Origin of the sequence: Micromonospora chalcea, assembly GCF_028768405.1 — a bacterium.
Lineage (GTDB): Bacteria > Actinomycetota > Actinomycetes > Mycobacteriales > Micromonosporaceae > Micromonospora > Micromonospora chalcea.
This window is the reverse complement of sequence record NZ_CP118233.1, coordinates 725,778-742,857: the sequence shown is the minus strand read 5'-3', so window position 1 is coordinate 742,857 and position 17,080 is coordinate 725,778. Positions and strand designations below refer to the sequence as shown.

General features: G+C 76.5%; 9 protein-coding genes (1 of these 9 running past the window's edge). All 9 read right to left on the bottom strand.

The genetic code is table 11. The features are described 5' to 3' along the window. Tightly spaced (each overlapping or abutting the next), the 9 genes in view from PVK74_RS03460 to PVK74_RS03420 form a layout consistent with a single transcriptional unit that may run on beyond the window. Window positions 1–1,114, bottom strand: the start of a protein-coding gene (locus tag PVK74_RS03460; protein WP_274478153.1) for a type I polyketide synthase. 3,236 nt of this gene lie to the left of the window's left edge; 1,114 of the gene's 4,350 nt are visible here — the first part of the coding sequence; its start codon is at window positions 1,112–1,114; its stop codon lies off the left edge, out of view. Then, window positions 1,111–3,426 carry a lantibiotic dehydratase gene (locus PVK74_RS03455; protein ID WP_274478152.1) on the bottom strand — a complete coding sequence of 772 codons (2,316 nt, stop codon included), beginning with the start codon at window positions 3,424–3,426 and terminating at the stop codon, window positions 1,111–1,113. Before PVK74_RS03455 ends, PVK74_RS03460 begins: the two co-directional genes overlap by 4 nt. Continuing rightward, a complete protein-coding gene (locus PVK74_RS03450; RefSeq protein WP_274478151.1) occupies window positions 3,423–6,935 on the bottom strand; it encodes an amino acid adenylation domain-containing protein in 3,513 nt (1,170 codons plus the stop codon). Before PVK74_RS03450 ends, PVK74_RS03455 begins: the two co-directional genes overlap by 4 nt. Beyond that, window positions 6,932–8,584 (bottom strand): polyketide synthase, encoded by a 1,653-nt coding sequence (locus PVK74_RS03445; RefSeq protein WP_274478150.1) that lies wholly within the window; start codon window positions 8,582–8,584, stop codon window positions 6,932–6,934. The genes PVK74_RS03450 and PVK74_RS03445 overlap by 4 nt, the downstream gene beginning before the upstream one ends. Further along, window positions 8,581–10,944, bottom strand: coding sequence for a non-ribosomal peptide synthetase (locus PVK74_RS03440; RefSeq protein ID WP_274478149.1), 2,364 nt, complete (start codon window positions 10,942–10,944; stop codon window positions 8,581–8,583). Before PVK74_RS03440 ends, PVK74_RS03445 begins: the two co-directional genes overlap by 4 nt. Beyond that, entirely contained in the window at window positions 10,941–12,296 is a 1,356-nt protein-coding gene (locus PVK74_RS03435) for a DUF6002 family protein (protein WP_274478148.1), read from the bottom strand. Before PVK74_RS03435 ends, PVK74_RS03440 begins: the two co-directional genes overlap by 4 nt. Further along, a complete protein-coding gene (locus PVK74_RS03430; RefSeq protein WP_210887497.1) occupies window positions 12,293–13,444 on the bottom strand; it encodes a potassium transporter TrkA in 1,152 nt (383 codons plus the stop codon). The genes PVK74_RS03435 and PVK74_RS03430 overlap by 4 nt, the downstream gene beginning before the upstream one ends. Then, window positions 13,425–16,070 (bottom strand): amino acid adenylation domain-containing protein, encoded by a 2,646-nt coding sequence (locus PVK74_RS03425; RefSeq protein ID WP_274478146.1) that lies wholly within the window; start codon window positions 16,068–16,070, stop codon window positions 13,425–13,427. Before PVK74_RS03425 ends, PVK74_RS03430 begins: the two co-directional genes overlap by 20 nt. Continuing rightward, window positions 16,067–17,080 (bottom strand): class I SAM-dependent methyltransferase, encoded by a 1,014-nt coding sequence (locus PVK74_RS03420; protein WP_043330251.1) that lies wholly within the window; start codon window positions 17,078–17,080, stop codon window positions 16,067–16,069. Before PVK74_RS03420 ends, PVK74_RS03425 begins: the two co-directional genes overlap by 4 nt.

The following is a 17,080-nucleotide window of genomic DNA, read 5'->3' as shown; positions in this document are numbered from 1 at the left end:
GCCGCATCGACAGCACGGTCTTGATCAGGCCGATCACGCCGCCGGCCGCGCTGAGGTGACCGATGTTGGCCTTCGTGGAGCCGACGCCGCACCAGCCGCGCTCGGCGGTGCGCCGCCCGTACGCCGTGCTCAGCGCCGCCAGCTCGATCGAGTCGCCGAGGACGGTGCCGGTGCCGTGCGCCTCGACGTACCCGACCGAACGCGGGGCGACGCCGGCCACCGCGAGCGCCTGCGTGACCACCTCCACCTGACCGGTGACGCTCGGCGCGGTGAAGCTCGCCTTGGCCGAGCCGTCGTTGTTCACCGCGTTGCCGATGACCAGCGCCCGGATGTCGTCGCCGTCGGCGAGCGCGTCGGAGAGCCGCTTGAGCACGACCACGCCGACGCCGCTGCCGTAGACGGTGCCGTCGGCGTCCGCGTCGAACGGGCGGCAGTGCCCGTCGGCGGAGGTGTAGCCCTCGTCGGCGACGTACCCGACGCCGTGCGGCAGTTCCACGCACACGCCGCCGGCCAGCGCCGTGTCGCACTCGCCGCTGCGCAGCGCCTCGGCAGCCAGGTGCACCGCGACGAGCGACGACGAGCAGGCGGTCTGCACCGTCATCGCCGGGCCGCGCAGGCCGAGCCGGAACGCGACGGTGCTGGCCAGGTAGTCCGGCTTGTTGCCGAGCGACACGCGCAGCTCACCGGCGTCCGCGAGCGCCCGCGGGTTCCGCCGGACGTTGAGCCACTGGTACAGGTCGGCGTTGCCGCCCGCGTACACGCCGATCTCGCCGTCGTAGCGGGCCGGGTCGCAGCCCGCGTCGGTGAGCGCGGCGTGCGCGTGCTCCAGGAACAGCCGCTGCTGCGGGTCGGTCAGCTCCGCGTCGCGGGGGCTCAGCCCGAACAGCTCCGCGTCGAACCGGTCCACGCCGTCGAGCACGGCGGCCACCGGCACGTACGCCGGGTCGTCGAGCTGCTCCGCCGGGACGCCCCGGGCCAGCAGCTCCGCTCGGGTGAACCGGGTGAGCGACTCGGCGCCGACGACCAGGTTGCGCCAGAACTCCTCCGCCGACGCCGCCCCCGGCACGCGCAGGCTGAGCCCGACGATCGCGATCGGCTCCACTGTCTCGTTCACGCCATGACCTCCGGCTCGGCCGAATCGCTGATGTGCAGGCGCAGTTCGCTGACGTAGCGGCGGCCCGCGCGGTCGGGCAGCCACGCCTGCCCGAGCGCGGGCAGCAGCTCCGACACGGTCACCGTCACGTCGTCGCCGCCGGACCGCCGGGCGGCGCGCAGCAGCAGGCAGAGCCGGTTGGCGTAGAGCGGGCTGGTCAGGTCCACGTAGGTGGGCTTGAGTTCGGTGGCCACCCGGACGAAGACCCGCTCCGGCAGGCCCAGCGCGGTCCGCCACCGGCGTACCGCGAGGTAGCGCCGCGCCTGGTCGACGGCGTCGGCCAGGCCGGTCGCCCCGACCGTGGTGCGCCAGGTCTCCCGCGCCAGCACCAGCCGGTCGACTGTCACCCGGGGGCTGTGCGGGCGGTCGGTCATCAGCTTGAACGCGTCGCCGGCGTGCACCGCGATCAGGTCGGAGAACACCTCGACCAGCGGCCAGCGCGTGCCGTCCGGGCCGGTCGCCACCAGCACGCCGTCCACCTCGGACACGATCGCCGCGTTCGCCGGCACGAGCCGGTCGCGCGGCGCGCCGGGCGCGTCGGCGAACGCGAGCCGGTGGTCGTCCGGCCCGTGCAGGGACGCGGACAACCGCCCGCCGACGCGGGGGAAGTCGACCGGGTAGAGCGGGCGCAGCCGTCCCGGGCCCAGGTCGGCCGCGTACGCGCGCCGCAGCCGGTCCACGTCGGGGTGGCAGTGGGTGAACAGCTCGGCGTTGAACGTGGCGTACGCGGCGTGCAACTCGCCGAGCACCGCCCCGAACTCGCCGGCGGCCAGCGCCTCGGGTGACTCGGCGAACAGTTGCAGGTCGGGGCTGTGCACCCGGCCCGCGCTCCAGCCGGGACGGCCGGCCGGGAACGCGTCGGCCACCAGGGGCGCCAGCTCGGCCGCGCCGAACTCCACCCGGGACGTCCCGGCGGGCAGTCCGGCCAGTCCGAGCACCCGCTCCCAGCGGGCGGCGAACTCTGCCGCGACCCGGTCCACCGGCCGGTCACCGGGCCCGAACAGCGGCCCCTGCGCGACGAACCACAGGTCACCGAGCCGGACCGGCCCGTCGCCGCCGAGGTCGTCGTACAGGTCGCGCAGCGCGTCGCCGTACGCCGTGGCCAGTTCGGCGGTGAGCCAGCGCGCCGCCCGCAGCGGCAGGTCCAGCGCCGGGGCCAGGGAGTCGAGCAGGCCGCCGCCGACGGTGAGGTCCACGTCGCGTGCGGTCTCCTCGTGGCACAGCGCCCGCCCGGCGTAGTTCTGCCCGGCCCGGCGGCGCGGCGGCAACCCGGTGAGCGCGATGAACTCGGCGTCCAGCGCGGACAGCGCGGCGGGAAGCGCGGCCGGGTCACCGGCGGCGTCGGCGACCCGGGTGCGGGCGGCGGCCAGCCGGTCCAGCCCGGCCAGCGCCCGCGCGCGGCACTCCCGGTCACCGATCGCGGCGATCCGCTCCCGCAGGTGCTCCTGCGCGGCGAAGCCCTGCGGCAGGTCGAAGTCCCAGCGCAGCAGCCCTCGCTCGACGAGCTGCGCGAGCAGCAGGAACCCCTCTGCGGCGCGGCGCACGCCGGTCTGCCCGTCGCGCACCAGGTCGTCGACGACGTCCCGGGCCGGGCGGGTGCCGTCGCACCGGCACAGCGCGATCGACTCGCTCAGCGACACCGGTTCCGGGCGCTGGGCCGGCCGGTGCACGACCCGGTCCGCCAGGTGGACGTGCGGCGCCCGGACCGGGGCCAGCCACTGCCGGACCTGCGGGTCGGCGGCCAGCCGGTCCGCGTACGCGGCGAGCGCCCAGTGTTCGAGGTGGACGGCGCGGCGGCGGAGCAGTCCGGGGCCGGGCACGGCGGTGACGCCGGGCGCACCAGGTGCCACGGTGCCCCAGCACACCGGCCCGAAGAAGCCGATGGTCTCGCACTTGGCGACGTAGCGCTGCCAGTACCCGGCGACGACGTTCTCCCGGCCCCGGCGGCGCACGTTGCGGGGTGCGTCCGGGCCGTCGCGGAGCAGCCCGTCCAGCGCCACCAGCGCCTCCGGGTTCTGCCAGGCGACGGCCTCGCGGAACAGCGGGTCGGCGGCGATCCCGCACAGCGCCGCCGACGTAGCCCGGACGGCGGTGCCGTACGCGGCGCTGAAAGCCGTCTCGTCCAGCTCGCCGGACAGATGCCGGTCGGCGGCGTCGGCGCAGTCCGGCGCGGCGAACCGGTCCAGTCCGTCGGCGGGGAACCCGGCGCTGCGCAGCAGCACGTCCCGCCACACCGACCAGCCGGTGTCGCCGAGGGGGACCAGGTACGTCACCGCGGCTCCTCCTCCACCACCGGGCGGCGCTGGACCCGCTGGCGGCGTAGCGCGCCCCGGCGCGCCGCGCGTGCCACCGCCTCGTCCTCGGCGTCCTCGCCGGACGAGGGCGCACCGAGGCTGTCCAGGTGCGCGGCGAGCGCGCGGACGGTCGGGTGGTGGAACAGGTCCACGACCCGCAAATTTGTGCCGAGCAGCCGGTTGAGCTGCCGTTGCACGACCGCGACCGCGAGCGAGCCGCCGCCGACGTCGAAGAAGCTGTCCGTCGCGGCCACCTCCGGTACGCCGAGCACGTCGCACCAGACCGAGGCGATCCGCCGCTCGGTGGCGGTGGCCGGGCGGGCGGCGGGCACCCCGGCGCGGCCTCCGGCCCGGTTCATCCGGGCGGCCCGGGGCACGTCGTCGGCCGTTCCGGCCGGGACGGCGGTCCAGGCGGGCAGCTCGGCCACCGGCCGCTCCGGGTCGGCGACGCCGGCCCGCAGCAACCGCTCGACGTCGGCGAGCACGTCGGTGATCAGGGCCTCGCCGTAGACGTCCGGGTTGAAGACGATCTCCACGCGCAGCCGCCCGTCCCGGGTGATGCCGTAGAGCGTCAGGTCGAACGGTGAGCCGGGTGCGGGCACCGGCACCGGCTCGGCGGACAGCCCGGCCAGGTCCAGCCGGGGTTCGTCGAACGTGTACATGTTGAACAGCACCTGCACCAGCGGGCTGCGGTCGAGCAGGCCGCCCAGCCCGAGGCCGCCGACGATGCGTTCGACAGGCGCCTCCGGGTGGGCGAGCGCGGCGAGCAGTTCCTCCCAGGCGGCGCGGACGTGCGCGGCGAAGCCGGCCCCGGGCGTCCGGCGCAGCCGCAGCGGCGCGATCTCGATGAAGAAGCCGACCATCGCCTCGAAGTCGGCGGCCCGCCGGTCCACCGTGGGGGTGCCGACCACCAGGTCGGGCAGGCCGGTACGCCGGGCCAGCACCAGCGCGAACGCGGCGAGCACGGCGGCCGCCGGCGTCGCGCCGAGCCCGGCGGCGAGGTCGGTGAGCGCGGCAGTGGCGGCCCGGTCCAGCCGGGTACGCACCGTCGCGCTGGTGTACGTCTGTTCGGCCGGCCGGTCCCGTCCACCGGGGAGTCTCAGCACGACCGGCGCCCCGGTCAGATGGTCCAGCCACCAGTCGAGGTCGGCGGCGGCGCGACGCCGGGCACGGTCGGCGCGCCAGGCCACGTAGTCGCCGTACGTGGCGGGCAGCGGCGGCAGCGGCGGCCCGTCCCCGAGCGCGGCCCGGTACGCGGCGGCCAGGTCGGCGTAGAACAGCGACTGCGACCAGCCGTCGAACACGGCGTGGTGGGCGTAGACGGCCAGCACGTGCTCGCCGTCGCCGGTGCGGATCAGCTCGGCCCGCCACAGCGTGTCGGTGCCCAGCGCGAACGGTGTGGCGGCGCTCGCCGCGAGGTGGCCGGCGAGGTCGGTGCCCGGGGCGAGGTCGCGTACCGGCAGCGGCACCGGTGTGGACGGGTCGGCGACCGCGTACGGCACGCCGTCGCGCTCCGGGATGCGCCAGCGCAGGACCTGCTGGCGGTCCGCGACGGCGGTGAGCGCCGTGGCGAGCGCCGCCACGTCGAGCGGGCCGGTGATCCGTTCGGCGAACGCGACGTTGTACGCCGACGCGGCGGCCGGGAAGTAGCGGTCGAGGAACCACAGCCGCTGCTGTGCCGGGGACAGCGCCGGTGGCCGTCCCCGGACGGCGGCGTCGGCCGGGCCGGTTCCGGCGGCGGCGTCGGCGCGGGCGGCGATGCCGCGTGGCGTCCGCCCGACCAGCACGTCCTCGATGGCGAGGTCGCGGCCCAGCCGCTCGCGCAGGTCGGCGACCAGCCGCATCGCGGTGATGGAGTGCCCGCCCTGGTGGAAGAAGTCGTCGTCGCGGCCGACCGCGGGCACGTCCAGCAGCGCCGCCCACGCCTGCGCGACGAGGCGTTCGGTGTCGGTGGCGGGCGGCTCGCCGGACGGCACGGGAGCCGGTCCGGCCAGGTCGAGCGCGGCCAGCCGCTCGGTGTCGATCTTGCCGTTGATGGTGATCGGCAGCGCGGGCATGGTGTGCATCCGGGCCGGTACGGCGGCGGGCGGCAGCAGCCGGGCGCAGTAGTCACGCAGCTCGGCGGTGTCCAGGCCGGTCGCCACGTACGCGACGAGTTCCTGACCGCCGGCGCCGGCGCGGACCTGGACGCTGGCCAGGTCGACGTCCGGGTGGCGGCGCAGCACCGCCTCGACCTCGCCCAGCTCGATCCGCTGCCCGCGGATCTTCACCTGCCGGTCGGCCCGGCCGAGGAACTCCAGGCTCCCGTCCGGCAGCCACCGGGCCAGGTCACCGGTGCGGTAGAGCCGCTCCCCGGGCTTTCCGGAGAACGGGTCCGGGAGGAACCGTTCCGCCGTGCGGGCGGCGTCGAAGAGGTATCCGCGGCCGAGCCCGGGCCCACCGGCGAGCACCTCGCCGATCTCCCCCGGGCCGACCTCGCGCAGCTCGTCGTCGACCAGGTGGATGCGGTGGTTGGCGGCGGGCCGGCCGATCGGGATGGGCCGGGTCCAGTCGCCGCTGCCCTCGAACCAGGTCACCAGCACCGTCGCCTCGGTCGGGCCGTACACGCTGACGAAGCGGCGCCCGCCGGCGGTCCAGCGGCCGACCTGTTCCGGGCCGGTGGCCTCGCCGCCGGTGACGACCAGCCGCACGCCGGGCAGCCGGACCGGGTCCAGCAGCGGCAGGATCGGCGGCGGCAGCACCACCACGTCGACCGCCTGCTCGGCACAGATCCGGTAGAGCCGGGTCGGGTCGGCCCGCTCGGCGTCACCGGCGAGCACGACGGTGCCCCCGGCGGCGAGCGGGGCGAGCATGTCGACCACCGACGCGTCGAACCCGATCGAGGCGAACGCCAGGCACCGGGTCGCCGTGTCGAACCCGGAGAACTCCGCGATCGAGGTGACCTTCTCGGTCAGCGCCCGGTGCTCGATCACCGCGCCCTTCGGCTGCCCGGTCGACCCGGACGTGAACATCGCGTACGCGGTGGTGCCGAGCGTCGCCGGTGTCGGCTGCCAGGGCGCGGTGCCGGTGGGGACGTCCAGCACGGTGCGTCCGGTGAACGCCTCGGCGGCGGGCGTACCAACGACGACGCGCAGCCGGGCCTCGGCGGCCAGCTCGCGCAACCGTCCGGGCGGCAGCGCCGGGTCGAGCGGGACGTACCCGGCGCCGGCCGCCTGCACGCCGAGCAGCGCGACCACCAGGTCCGGGCGACGGTCCACGCAGACGCCGACGAGGTCGTCCGCGCCGATGCCGTGGACGCGCAGCGACGCGGCCAGCGCGGCGGCCCGGCCGACCAGGTCGGCGTAGCTGAGCGCCAGGTCGCCCTGCACCACGGCCGGGGCGCCGGGACGCCGCCGGGCGTGCGCCGCGACCAGGTCGGGCAGGCACACCTGCGGGTAGGGCAGCTCGGGACCGACCTGCTGGTCGCGCTGATCGTCGCGGACGGTCATCGTCGTGCCTCGATCCAGTGCCGGGTCCGCCGGAACGGGTAGCCGGGCAGCGGCACCCGCCGGCCCGGCGGGACGGCCGGCTCGTCACCGGCGCGCCAGGCGCGGACTGCGGCGTCGTCGTCGGAGGCCGGGTCGCCCGCCGCGAGCGCGGTCAGCCGGCGCACCGCCTCCCCCGCGTCGGCGCAGGCGACCGCGTCCCGGTACGCCAGCCGCCGCCGTCCCACCGCGAGCGTGTGCGCCACGTCGGCCACCGCCAGGTCGCCGTCGGCCAGCCGGAGGGCCAGCCGCCGGGCCAGTTCCCGCAGCGCCGCCGGGCTGCCCGCGGACAGTCCCAGCACCACCGGGCCGGGTGCCCCGGCGTCCGGCGCGTCCGTCGCGGGCGCCGGCTCGACCAGCACGTGCGCATTGGTGCCGCCGAGACCGAACGAGCTGACGCCCGCGCGGCGCTCGTAGGCCCAGGGCCGAGTCTGCGCGTCCACCTCGGCGCCCGCGGCGGCCAGGTCGACGTCGTCGTGCGCGGCGGTGAAGTGCGCGGTACCCGGCACCTGCCCGGCGCGGACCGCGTACACGGCCTTGATCAGGGAAATCACGCCCGCCGCGGCGTCCAGATTGCCGAGGTTGCCCTTCACCGAGCCGAGCAGCAGCGGAGCGCGGGCGCCCCGGCGTACCCGGGCCAGCGCGTCCACCTCGATCGCGTCGCCCACCGGGGTGCCGGTGCCGTGCCCCTCCAGGTAGCCCACGTCGGCCGCGTCCCAGCCGACCGACGCCAACGCCTCCGCCAGCACCGCCGCCTGCCCGGACACACCCGGCACGGTGAAGCCGGGCCGGGCGGCGCCGTCGTTGTTCACCGCCCACCCGGCGAGCACCGCGTACACGTGGTCACCGTCGGCGCGGGCGTCGGCGAGCCGCTTCAGCACCACCGCCCCGGCGCCGTTGCCGAACACCTGCCCGGTGGCGGCGGCGTCGTACGGGCGGCACACCCCGTCGGTGGCCAGCAGCCCGCCCGGCCGCAGCCGGTAACCGGCCTGCCGCGTCGAGACCACCGCCGCGCCGCCCGCTATCGCCACGTCGCAGCGGTAGTCCAGCAGGCTCTGCCCGGCCTGGCACACCGCGACGAGCGAGGTCGAGCAGGCGGTCTGGACCGCCACGGCCGGGCCGGACAGCCCCAGCGCGAACGCGGTGCGCGTCGGCAGGTAGTCGCAGCCGGAGCCGGTCAGCGCGTCGTCCCAGTCCTCGGCGAGCGTGCCGGCCGCCGGGGCCAGCGCGGGGTTGCCGAGCAGGTGGTGGTGCAGGTAGCGGCTGGGCGCGCATCCGGCGAACACGCCGATCTGGGCCGGGTCGCGGTCCGGGTCGATCGCGGCGTCCTCCAGGGCGTGCCAGGCGACCTCCAGGAACAGCCGGTGCTGCGGGTCGAGCAGCGCCGCCGCCGCGGCGGGATAGCCGAACAGGTCCGCGTCGAAGCCCTCCAGGTCGTCGAGCCGGCCGAACGCCGACACCCAGTCCGGTCCGCCCGGCGCGCCCTCCCCGGCCGGGACCCGGCGCACCGAGTCCACCCCGGACAGCAGGTTGCGCCACAGCGCCGGTGCGTCGTCCGCGCCGGGCACCCGGCAGGCCAGGCCCACCACCGCGATCCGGTCGTCCTCGCTCACGCCCGTCCCTCCCCGCCGCCGGCGGCCCGCGCGGCGGCACGGCGGGCCATCCGGCGTCCGACCGCGGTCAGCCGGCCGTCCTCCGGTACGCCCGCGGCGTCCCCGGCCGTCTCCAGGTACGCGGCCAGCGCCGCCACCGTCGGGAACTCCACCAGCCGGGCCAGCGGCACCCGGCGGCCGAGGTGTTCCTCCAGGTACCCCTGCACCAGGGCGAGCTGGAGCGAGTGCCCGCCCGCCTCGAAGAAGTTCACCAGGCGGCCCACAGTGGTCAGTCCGAGCACCGTGCGCCAGCCCGCCGCGATGGTCTGCTCGACCGGCCCGGCCGGCGGTCCCCCGGCATCCGGGCGGTCGGCGGCCGGCTGCCCCGCGTGCGGCCCTCCGGCGGCCGGGCAGCCGGCGTCCGGGTCGGGCAGGGCGGCCTGGTCGAGCTTGCCGGTCGGGCCGATCGGCAGCTCCGGCACCGCCACCACCGCCCGGGGCACCATGAAGTCCGGCAGCACACCGGCCAGCCGTTCCCGCAGCGCTCCCGGCTCGACGACCGTACCGGCGGCGCCGACCACGTACGCGACGATCTCCTGCTCGCCCGCGCCGGACGCACCGCGTCGCGCCACCACCGCCGCGTGGGCCACGCCCGGCAGCGCCGCCAGGCACGCCTCGATCTCGCCCAGCTCCACCCGGTAGCCGCGGATCTTCACCATCCGGTCGCCACGGCCCAGGTAGACGAGCGTGCCGTCGGGCAGCCGCCGCGCGATGTCACCGGTCCGGTACGCGCGCACCCCGTCGTGCTCGGTGAACCGGGCCGCGGTCAGCTCCGGCAGGTCCAGGTAGCCGAGCGCGACGTGCGGGGTCCGCACGACCACCTCGCCGGTGAGGCAGGCGGGGCGTCCGGCCGGGTCGGTCAGCACCACCTCGACGCCCGGCAGCGGGTGCCCGATCGGCACGACTGCGCGCCCCGGGTCGGCGTCCGGCGGCAGGTGGTGCTGCGCGGCGAAGCTGATCTCGGTGGTGCCGTACCCGTTGACGAACACCACGCCCGGCGCGAACGACCGCCGGGCCAGCGTCACGTCGTGCCGGGTGACCTCCTCGCCGCCGAGGACGACAGCACGGACCGACGGCAGCCGCCCGTGCTCGCCGAGGCTCGCCATCACGTACCGGAAGACGGTCGGGGTGGAGTGGTAGACGGTGACGCCCCGGCCGGCGAGCGCACCGGTGAGGTGGCCGAGGCCGTGCGTGCGGACGTCGACCGGGACGGCGGCGGCGCCGGACAGCAGCGCGCCGAACGTGTCGGTGACCGCCATGTCGTAGCCGAACGAGGTGAGCACGCTCGTGCGGTCGTCCGGCCGGACGGCGAAGTTGCGCACGTGGTTGCGGACGCCGAACAGCACGTTGCGGTGGCTCTGCACCACGCCCTTCGGCTTCCCGGTGGACCCGGAGGTGTAGAGCACGTACGCCGGGTCGTCCGGGCGCGCGGGCCCGGCCGGCACCGGCACGCCGGCCTCGCCCCGGCGCAACGACACGACCGGCAGCTCCAGCCCGGCGGCGGCAGCGAGCGTGGCGGCGCGCTCTGCGTGGCCGGGGTCCGCGACGATCGCCCGGACGCCTGCGTCGCGCAGCATCGCGGCCAGCCGGGCCGCCGGGTACGCCGGGTCCAGCGGCACGTACGGCGCCCCCGACGCCAGCGCCGCCAGGATGCCGGTGATCGTGGCGACGCCGTGGCGGCACAGCACCGCCACCGGCGCCGTGACGTCACCCGGCCCGGCCAGCGCTTCGGCGGTCGCGGCGACTGCCGCGCCGAGTTCCCGGTAGGTCACCGTCGCGTCGTCGGCGAGCACCGCCGGCCTGTCCGGGTACGCCCGCACCGCCGCGGCGAACGCGGCCGGGATGGTGTCGCCGCGGACCCGATCGGCCTCGGTGCCGTCGCCACCGTGCAGCCGCCACAGGTCCGGCGCCGGACGCCGCTCGTAGCGGGCCGACGGCAGCAACCCCGCCGACGAGGCGTCCGGGTCCAGCGTGGACAGGACGTCTGCCAGGTCCGCGCGGAGGTCGTCGGCGTACGCGGCGGGCAGCCCGGAGACGGTGACGCCGGCCAGGTCGGGGCTCACCTCGACGGTGGCGTCGACCGGGTGGTCCGGCGGCGCCGGGCACAGCGACCGGCACAACTCCCGGATCGGCGCGTCGGCGGTCAGGTCGAGCGTCACCGGGTCGTCGCCGTGCCGCAGCGTCACCGCGGGGGCTCCGGTGTACCGGCGTACCACCAGGGCGGTGGCGGTGAGGACGACGGCGGCCGGGTCGACGCCCGCGGCGCGCGCCCCGGCGGCGAGCCGCGGCGGCAGGCCGAGCGGCTGCGGAGACGGGCTCACCGCTGGTCCAGGACGGCGGCGACCACGTCGGCGAGCGTGGACACCTCGGCGTCGGCCTCGGCGATCCGGAAGTCGTCGCAGTAGCTGCCGGTGCCGTGCACCACGATCTCGTACCCGGCCGGCACCAGGCCCCGGTCGACGGCGTTGCAGACGCCGGTCAGCGCCATCAGGATCGACCACTCCCGCAGCCGGGCCGGGTCCTCGGGCAGCGTCAGACCGGCGGCGGCGAGCCACTGCCGGGCGACCGGATAGCGCCGCACGCACTCGCGCCGCGACACCACGATGCCGTCGCCGCCGTGCCGTCCGATGAGCGCGTTCATGGCCGGGGAGGTCACCGGGCGATGGGTGTAGAACGTCGGGTCGAGCACCTCGGCCGGGTCGTCGGTGACGGCCGGGAAGCGCAGGTCGGCGTCCTGCGTCCAGACGCCCCGGCTCTCGTCGAGCGTGTACGCCGGGCAGTGGTCCCGCTCGAACGAGCCGTGGCGCAGGCTGAGCACCATGTCCGGCGTGCCGAGGTGCTGCACGAGCAGGAAACCGGGCCGGTCGGCCGGGTCGGCGTCGCCGGCCGCTTCCAGCACGTCGCGGCCCAGGTTGTAGCCGAGCAGGCCGAACGCGCTGGACACGGCGTGCGCGTGCCAGCGGGAACCGGCGGCGGGCGACACGTCGGCTTCGAAGGCGGCCCGGGCGGCGTCGGCGACCAGGTAGTTGCGCAGGTCGAGCGTGTACCAGAGGGTGACTCCGCGCTTGTCGTACGCGGTGGCCGCGTACTCGTCGACGAACGCGCGGCCGAGCGCCTTCACGCCCTCCGGGTCCGCGCCGGTGTACCGCAGCAGCGGGTTCAGCGCACGGGTCGCGGGATCGTCGGCGAGCGCGTCGTGGCGGAACTTGTGCCGGGTCGCCGCCGGCGCCAGCACCACGATGGACAGCTGCTCCGGGGTCACCAGCCCGGCCGCGTACGCGCGGGCCACCGAGTCGCGCAGCGCGACGCCCTTGTTGCCGGAGGTCGGGGTGACGATGCACAGCCGCTCGCCGGTACGCCGGATGTGTTCCACCGCGCGGGCGACGATCACCATCGAGGCGAACGTCTTCGTGGTCCGGGTGCCCGGGTTGGCGGTCAGGTCGAGCATCGTCAGGTCGTGCCCGCCGTAGTGGCCCAGCGGGGACCAGCTGACCGTGGCGGCGGCGTAGAACTCGCGTACCTCGGGGGTCAGCTCGGGCAGGTCGAAGCCGGGCGCGAAGCCGGGCGTGCCGGGCGCGTCGCCGGGGACCGCGCCGCATCGGCGCACCACCGACGCGATGACGTCGTAGTAGTCGGTGATCATGTTGCGGGTGGCCGGGGTGGTCACGGTCATCGGGCTTCCTCCAACACACTCCGGGCCGGCGCCGGCGGCACCGTTCGCAGATGGTCACGCAGGGCGGTGAACCGGCAGGCGATCTCGGGCAGCTCGCTCGCGTGCCAGCCGCCGGCCAGGTCCGGCCGGTACGCCGCCAACGCCGCCCGGGCGCGCTCCGGGTAGCGGACGTGGCCGCCGCCGACCTCGACGCCGTCGCGGCGCCCGGCGGCGGTGTTCCAGGCGACCGCCTGCGCCATCGGCAGCTCGGCCGGCAGCCGCAGCTCGGTCCGGCCGCCGGTGAGCCGGACCGGATAGCCGCCCGGCAGTCCCAGTGGCCCGGGCAGGCTCGCCGTCACCTCGTCGCCGGTGGCGAGCGCCGCCACCAGGGCGGCCCCGGCGTGCCCGGCGAGCGCGTTCAGCTCCGGCCGGGGCAGCGCGCGGTAGCCGGCGAGCAGCCCGGTGACGTCCGGGACGGGCCGGCCGTCCAGCCAGGCGCGTACCTCGGCGGTGTCCTCGTCGTCCGGGCCGGGCGCAGCGAGGTGGGCGTGGTGGCCGAGCACCGCCAGGCGGCGCTGGCCGGGACGGCCGAGCGCGGCGTCCAGGCACGCGGCGAGCGTCGCCACGTTGCCGATGCCGCAGCGCACCGGCAGGTCCCGTGCGGCGAGCAGCGGGTTGACCGCGTCCGGGAACGCGCCGTTGACGAGCGTCGCGCCGGGCGCGCCGCCGGCCAGCGCGGCGGCCAGCCGGGACACCAGCTCGGCCTGCAATGCCAGCGTCACGCCGAAGCCGGCCGCGGCGATCAGGTCCGTCCAGGCCGACGGCGCCGCCGCCCGCTCGTACGGCGACTGCGCGGACGCGGCGCAGACCAGCACGTCGGGCCGGAGCCGGGCCATCGAGGCGGCGTCGGCGGCGTACCCCTCCCCCGGGTCGGCGCCGGGTTCGGCGGTGAACGGCCGGGCGGTGACGGCGACGGGGGTTCCGGCGACTGTGGCGCGCACCCGCGCGGCGCGGGCGAGCGCGAGCGCCGCGTCCGGGTCGCGGGCCAGGACCGTCACGCGCAGCGGCGCCGGGGTGGGCGTCGCGGCCAGGGCGTGGCACAGCGAGCGGGCCAGCCGGCCGGCGCCCACCACGACGACGTGCCGCGTGTCAGCGGACCGGGCTGACATCGCGTCCCGCCTCCGTGACCCGGTCGACCCAGTCGGCGAACGACCCGGCGCGCAGGCAGCTCGCCGGGGACACCTCCAGCCCGGCCATCTCCCGTACCCGCAGCGCAATCCGCAGCGCGGTCAGCGAGTGCCCGCCGAGCGCGACGAACGTGTCGTCGTCGTGCACCGCGTCGACGCCGAGCGTGGCCCGCCACGCCTCGCGCAGCCGGTCGGTGAGGGCGCCGCCGCCGGGTTCCGCAGCAGGCCCGGTAGGCCGGGGCGGTGGTGGTGGCAGCTCCAGCCGCGCGACCTTGCCGTTGGGCAGGCGGGGCAGCCGGTCGACCAGGACGATCTGGTCCGGGCGCATCGCGGGCGGCAGCGCCGAGGCCAGGTAGCCCTGGAGCAGCCCGGTGGTCAGCAGGTGGTCGGCGGGCTCGTCCCGGGGCGTCGCCGCGGGCGGCGGGTCCTGCGGCCGTACGGCGTAGACGTAGCTGACGTCGGCGTCCGCGCCGACGTTCCAGTCGCCGATGTCGTTGACCTCGAACCCGGCCGCGCACAGCATCTCGCGCACCAGCGGGGTGGTCACGCTGCTGCGCTCGACCTCCAGGCAGACCTGGCGGATGCGGGGCCAGTGCTCGGGGCGCAGCCCGCGCAGCACGCTCAGCTCGGCGCCCTCGGTGTTGATCTTCAGCAGGTCGACGCGGTCCAGCCCGAAGCGGTCCAGCAGGTCCGACAGCGTCACCGTCGGCACCACGTGCGCCACCGGGGCGAGGCGGCGGCGGGCGTCCGCGAGTAGCGCCGCCTGTTCGGTCTCGTCGGCGTCGCCGCCACCGTTGCGGTAGTGCGACCGGACCAGGTCGGAGGCGACGCCGGCCCGGTCGGCGCCGAGGCCGGACAGGTAGCTCAGCTCGGGGAACGAGGTCAGCTCGGCGGTGCCCGCCGCGTCGGTCACGGCGGCCTCGACGACCGACGCCGACCCGGCGTAGAGGCCGAGGTTGGCGCGCAGGTACGGCAGGGTATCCGGGTTCGGTTCGACCGCCACCAGTCGCACGTCGCGCGCCTGCCGGGACGCCCAGAGCGAGAACAGCCCGATGTTGGCGCCGACGTCGACGACCACGGCGCCGTCGCCGACGCGGACGTCGAAGCGGGCGTACTCGGCCTGGTCGAAGATCTGCCGGTAGAGGAAGACCGCCTCGTCCGGCGACGCCGCGGTGACCGCCATGCCGTTCGGCAGCGGGAAGCGCGGCAGCCCGCCGACCGCCGGGGCCTGCCGGGGCTGCGGCACCACGTACCCGACCAGGCGGGGGCCGTCGTCGGTGTCCGGGACCGTCACCACCACCGCGTCGTGCACGGCCGGATGCTCGCGCAGCACGGCGGCCACCTCGCCCGGCTCCACCCGGACCCCCCGGATCTTGACCTGGTCGTCGGCCCGGCCGCGGAACTCCAGGAAGCCCTGCGGCGCGACCCGGACCAGGTCGCCGGTGCGGTAGAGCCGCGCGCCCGGCCGCGCCGGGTCGGCGCGGAAACGTTCCGCCGTCCGCTCGTCGTCGCGCAGGTAGCCCAGCCCGACCGCGACCCCGCCGATCCACAGCTCGCCGGTCCCGCCCTCGGGCACCGGGCGCAGATCGTCGTCGAGCACGTGGGCGGTGACGCCGTCGATGATCCGGCCGATCGGGGCGATGCTGCCCGCGTACGGCTCGGCGCAGTCCCAGTAGGACACGTTGATCGACGTCTCGCTCGGGCCGTACCCGTTGAACAGCCCGCACGGCAGCACCTCGCGCAACCGCCGGACCAGCCGCATGTCCAGCGCCTCGCCGCCGCACAGCACCCGCCGCAGCGTGAGGCAGCCGGCGAACTCCGGCTCGTCGAGCACGTGCCGCAACATGGTCGGTACGAAGTGCGCGGTGGTGACCGCCTCCCGCTGGATCAGCCGGACCAGCCCGAGGCTGTCGAACTGCAGGCCCGGCCCGGCGACGACCACGGTGCCGCCCGCGATCAGCGGGGAGAGGATCTCGTGCACCGACGCGTCGAATCCGATCGACGCCTTGTGCAGCACCCGGTCGTCGGCGCCGAAGCCGAACCACTCGTGACCCCAGGCCAGCCGGTTGACCAGCCCGGCGTGGTGCAGCACCACGCCCTTCGGCCGGCCGGTGGAGCCGGAGGTGAACAGCACCAGCGCGGCGTGCTCGCCCGGCGGCAGCCAGCCGGTGCGATCGGTCAGGTCGGCCGTCGACCCGGCCCGCGCGGTACGCACGTCCCGCCACCCGGTCGACGCGGGCGCGGCGACGGCGGGCGGACGGTCGGCGTACAGGACGAGCCGGGGCGCGGCCGCCGCGAGCATCTGCTCGGCCCGGCCGGAGGGCAGCTCGGGGTCGACCGGCACCGCCACCGCGCCCACCGCGAGCGTCGCCAGCAGCGACGTCACATAGTCGGCGGACCGGTGCAGGTAGAGACCCACCAGGTCACCCGGCCGCACGCGGGCGCGGCGCAGCAGCTCGGCCGTCGCGCCGACCCGCTCCCACAGCGCGGTGTAGCTCAGCTCGCCGTCCGGGCCGACGATCGCGGGCCGGTCGCCGCCGGCGCCGGCGGGCCGGTGCACCAGGTCGGTCAGGTAGCGCGGGCCGGTCAGGTGGCTCGGGCCGGTCACGGCGCTACCTGCGTCCTCGTCGCGACCGCGACGATCGCCATCCGGGGCACCTCGGCCACGAACTGCCCGTCGGCCCGGTAGACCAGCGGACGGGCCGGCAGGTCGTCGCGGCCGATCCCGGCCAGGTAACGGGTGTGGTCGAAGTGGCGGGTCAGCAGCTGCCACACCTCGTCGTCGGTGAGCGTCGCGAAGTAGTCGCGCACGCCGTACATGTCGCCGACGTAGTCGCGCATGCCCGCGGACGCGGACTCGGCGCTGTCGGCGCGCACGATCAGCGGGTCGTACAGGTCGAGGACGCGTACCGGCAGCCCGGCCGCGGTGAACAGGCCGGTCAGCTCGGCGCGGCTGAAGTGCCGGTAGTCGTGGCCGCCGGCGGCGTGCGGGTGCACCACTTCGCCGAAGAACCCGGCCATCGGGCTGGACTCGTCGAAGTCGTGCAGCACGATCCGGCCGCCGGGTCGGACCACCCGGGCCGCCTCCGCGACCGCCTGCGGCCGCCGGGCCGCCGGGATGTGGTGCGTGCCGTACGCCAGCAGCACCGCGTCCACGCCGGCGTCGCGCAGGAACAGGAAGTGCGCGGCCTGGCGGACGGCGGGCAGGCCGTGGGCGAGCGCCTTGTCGACCATGTGGCCGGACAGGTCGCCGGTGATGAATGCGAGTTTGGACTCGAAGCAGGCCGACTGGCTGCCCGCGGCGCGGGCCACCGTGCCGTCGCCGCCGAGTACGTCGAGGATCAGCGTGACCGGAGCGGCTGCGTCCGGCGTGGCGAGGTCCAGCAGCCGCCGCATACCGGTCCAGCGGACGAGCGTGTCCCGCTGAGCCCGGCGATAGGAATCGCCCCGGCCGGTGGAGTCGGTGTCGAACTCGCTGACCGTGCCGGCCAGTTCCGCGAGGGCCGCGTCCGCGCCGGGACGGCCGAAGTCGAGCAGCTCGCGCAGTTGCGGGTGGAGGGTCGCCACGGTGTGCAGGTAATCGCGTAGGACCAGGGACGGAAGGTACGGCCGGCTCAT

Bases quoted from the DNA above. Each gene is read 5' to 3' on its own strand.
- PVK74_RS03450 (WP_274478151.1), bottom strand. From the start codon at position 6,935: ATGACCGTCCGCGACGATCAGCGCGACCAGCAGGTCGGTCCCGAGCTG.
- PVK74_RS03435 (WP_274478148.1), bottom strand. From the start codon at position 12,296: ATGACCGTGACCACCCCGGCCACCCGCAACATGATCACCGACTACTAC.
- PVK74_RS03430 (WP_210887497.1), bottom strand. From the start codon at position 13,444: ATGTCAGCCCGGTCCGCTGACACGCGGCACGTCGTCGTGGTGGGCGCC.
- PVK74_RS03420 (WP_043330251.1), bottom strand. From the start codon at position 17,080: ATGAGCCGGCCGTACCTTCCGTCCCTGGTCCTACGCGATTACCTGCAC.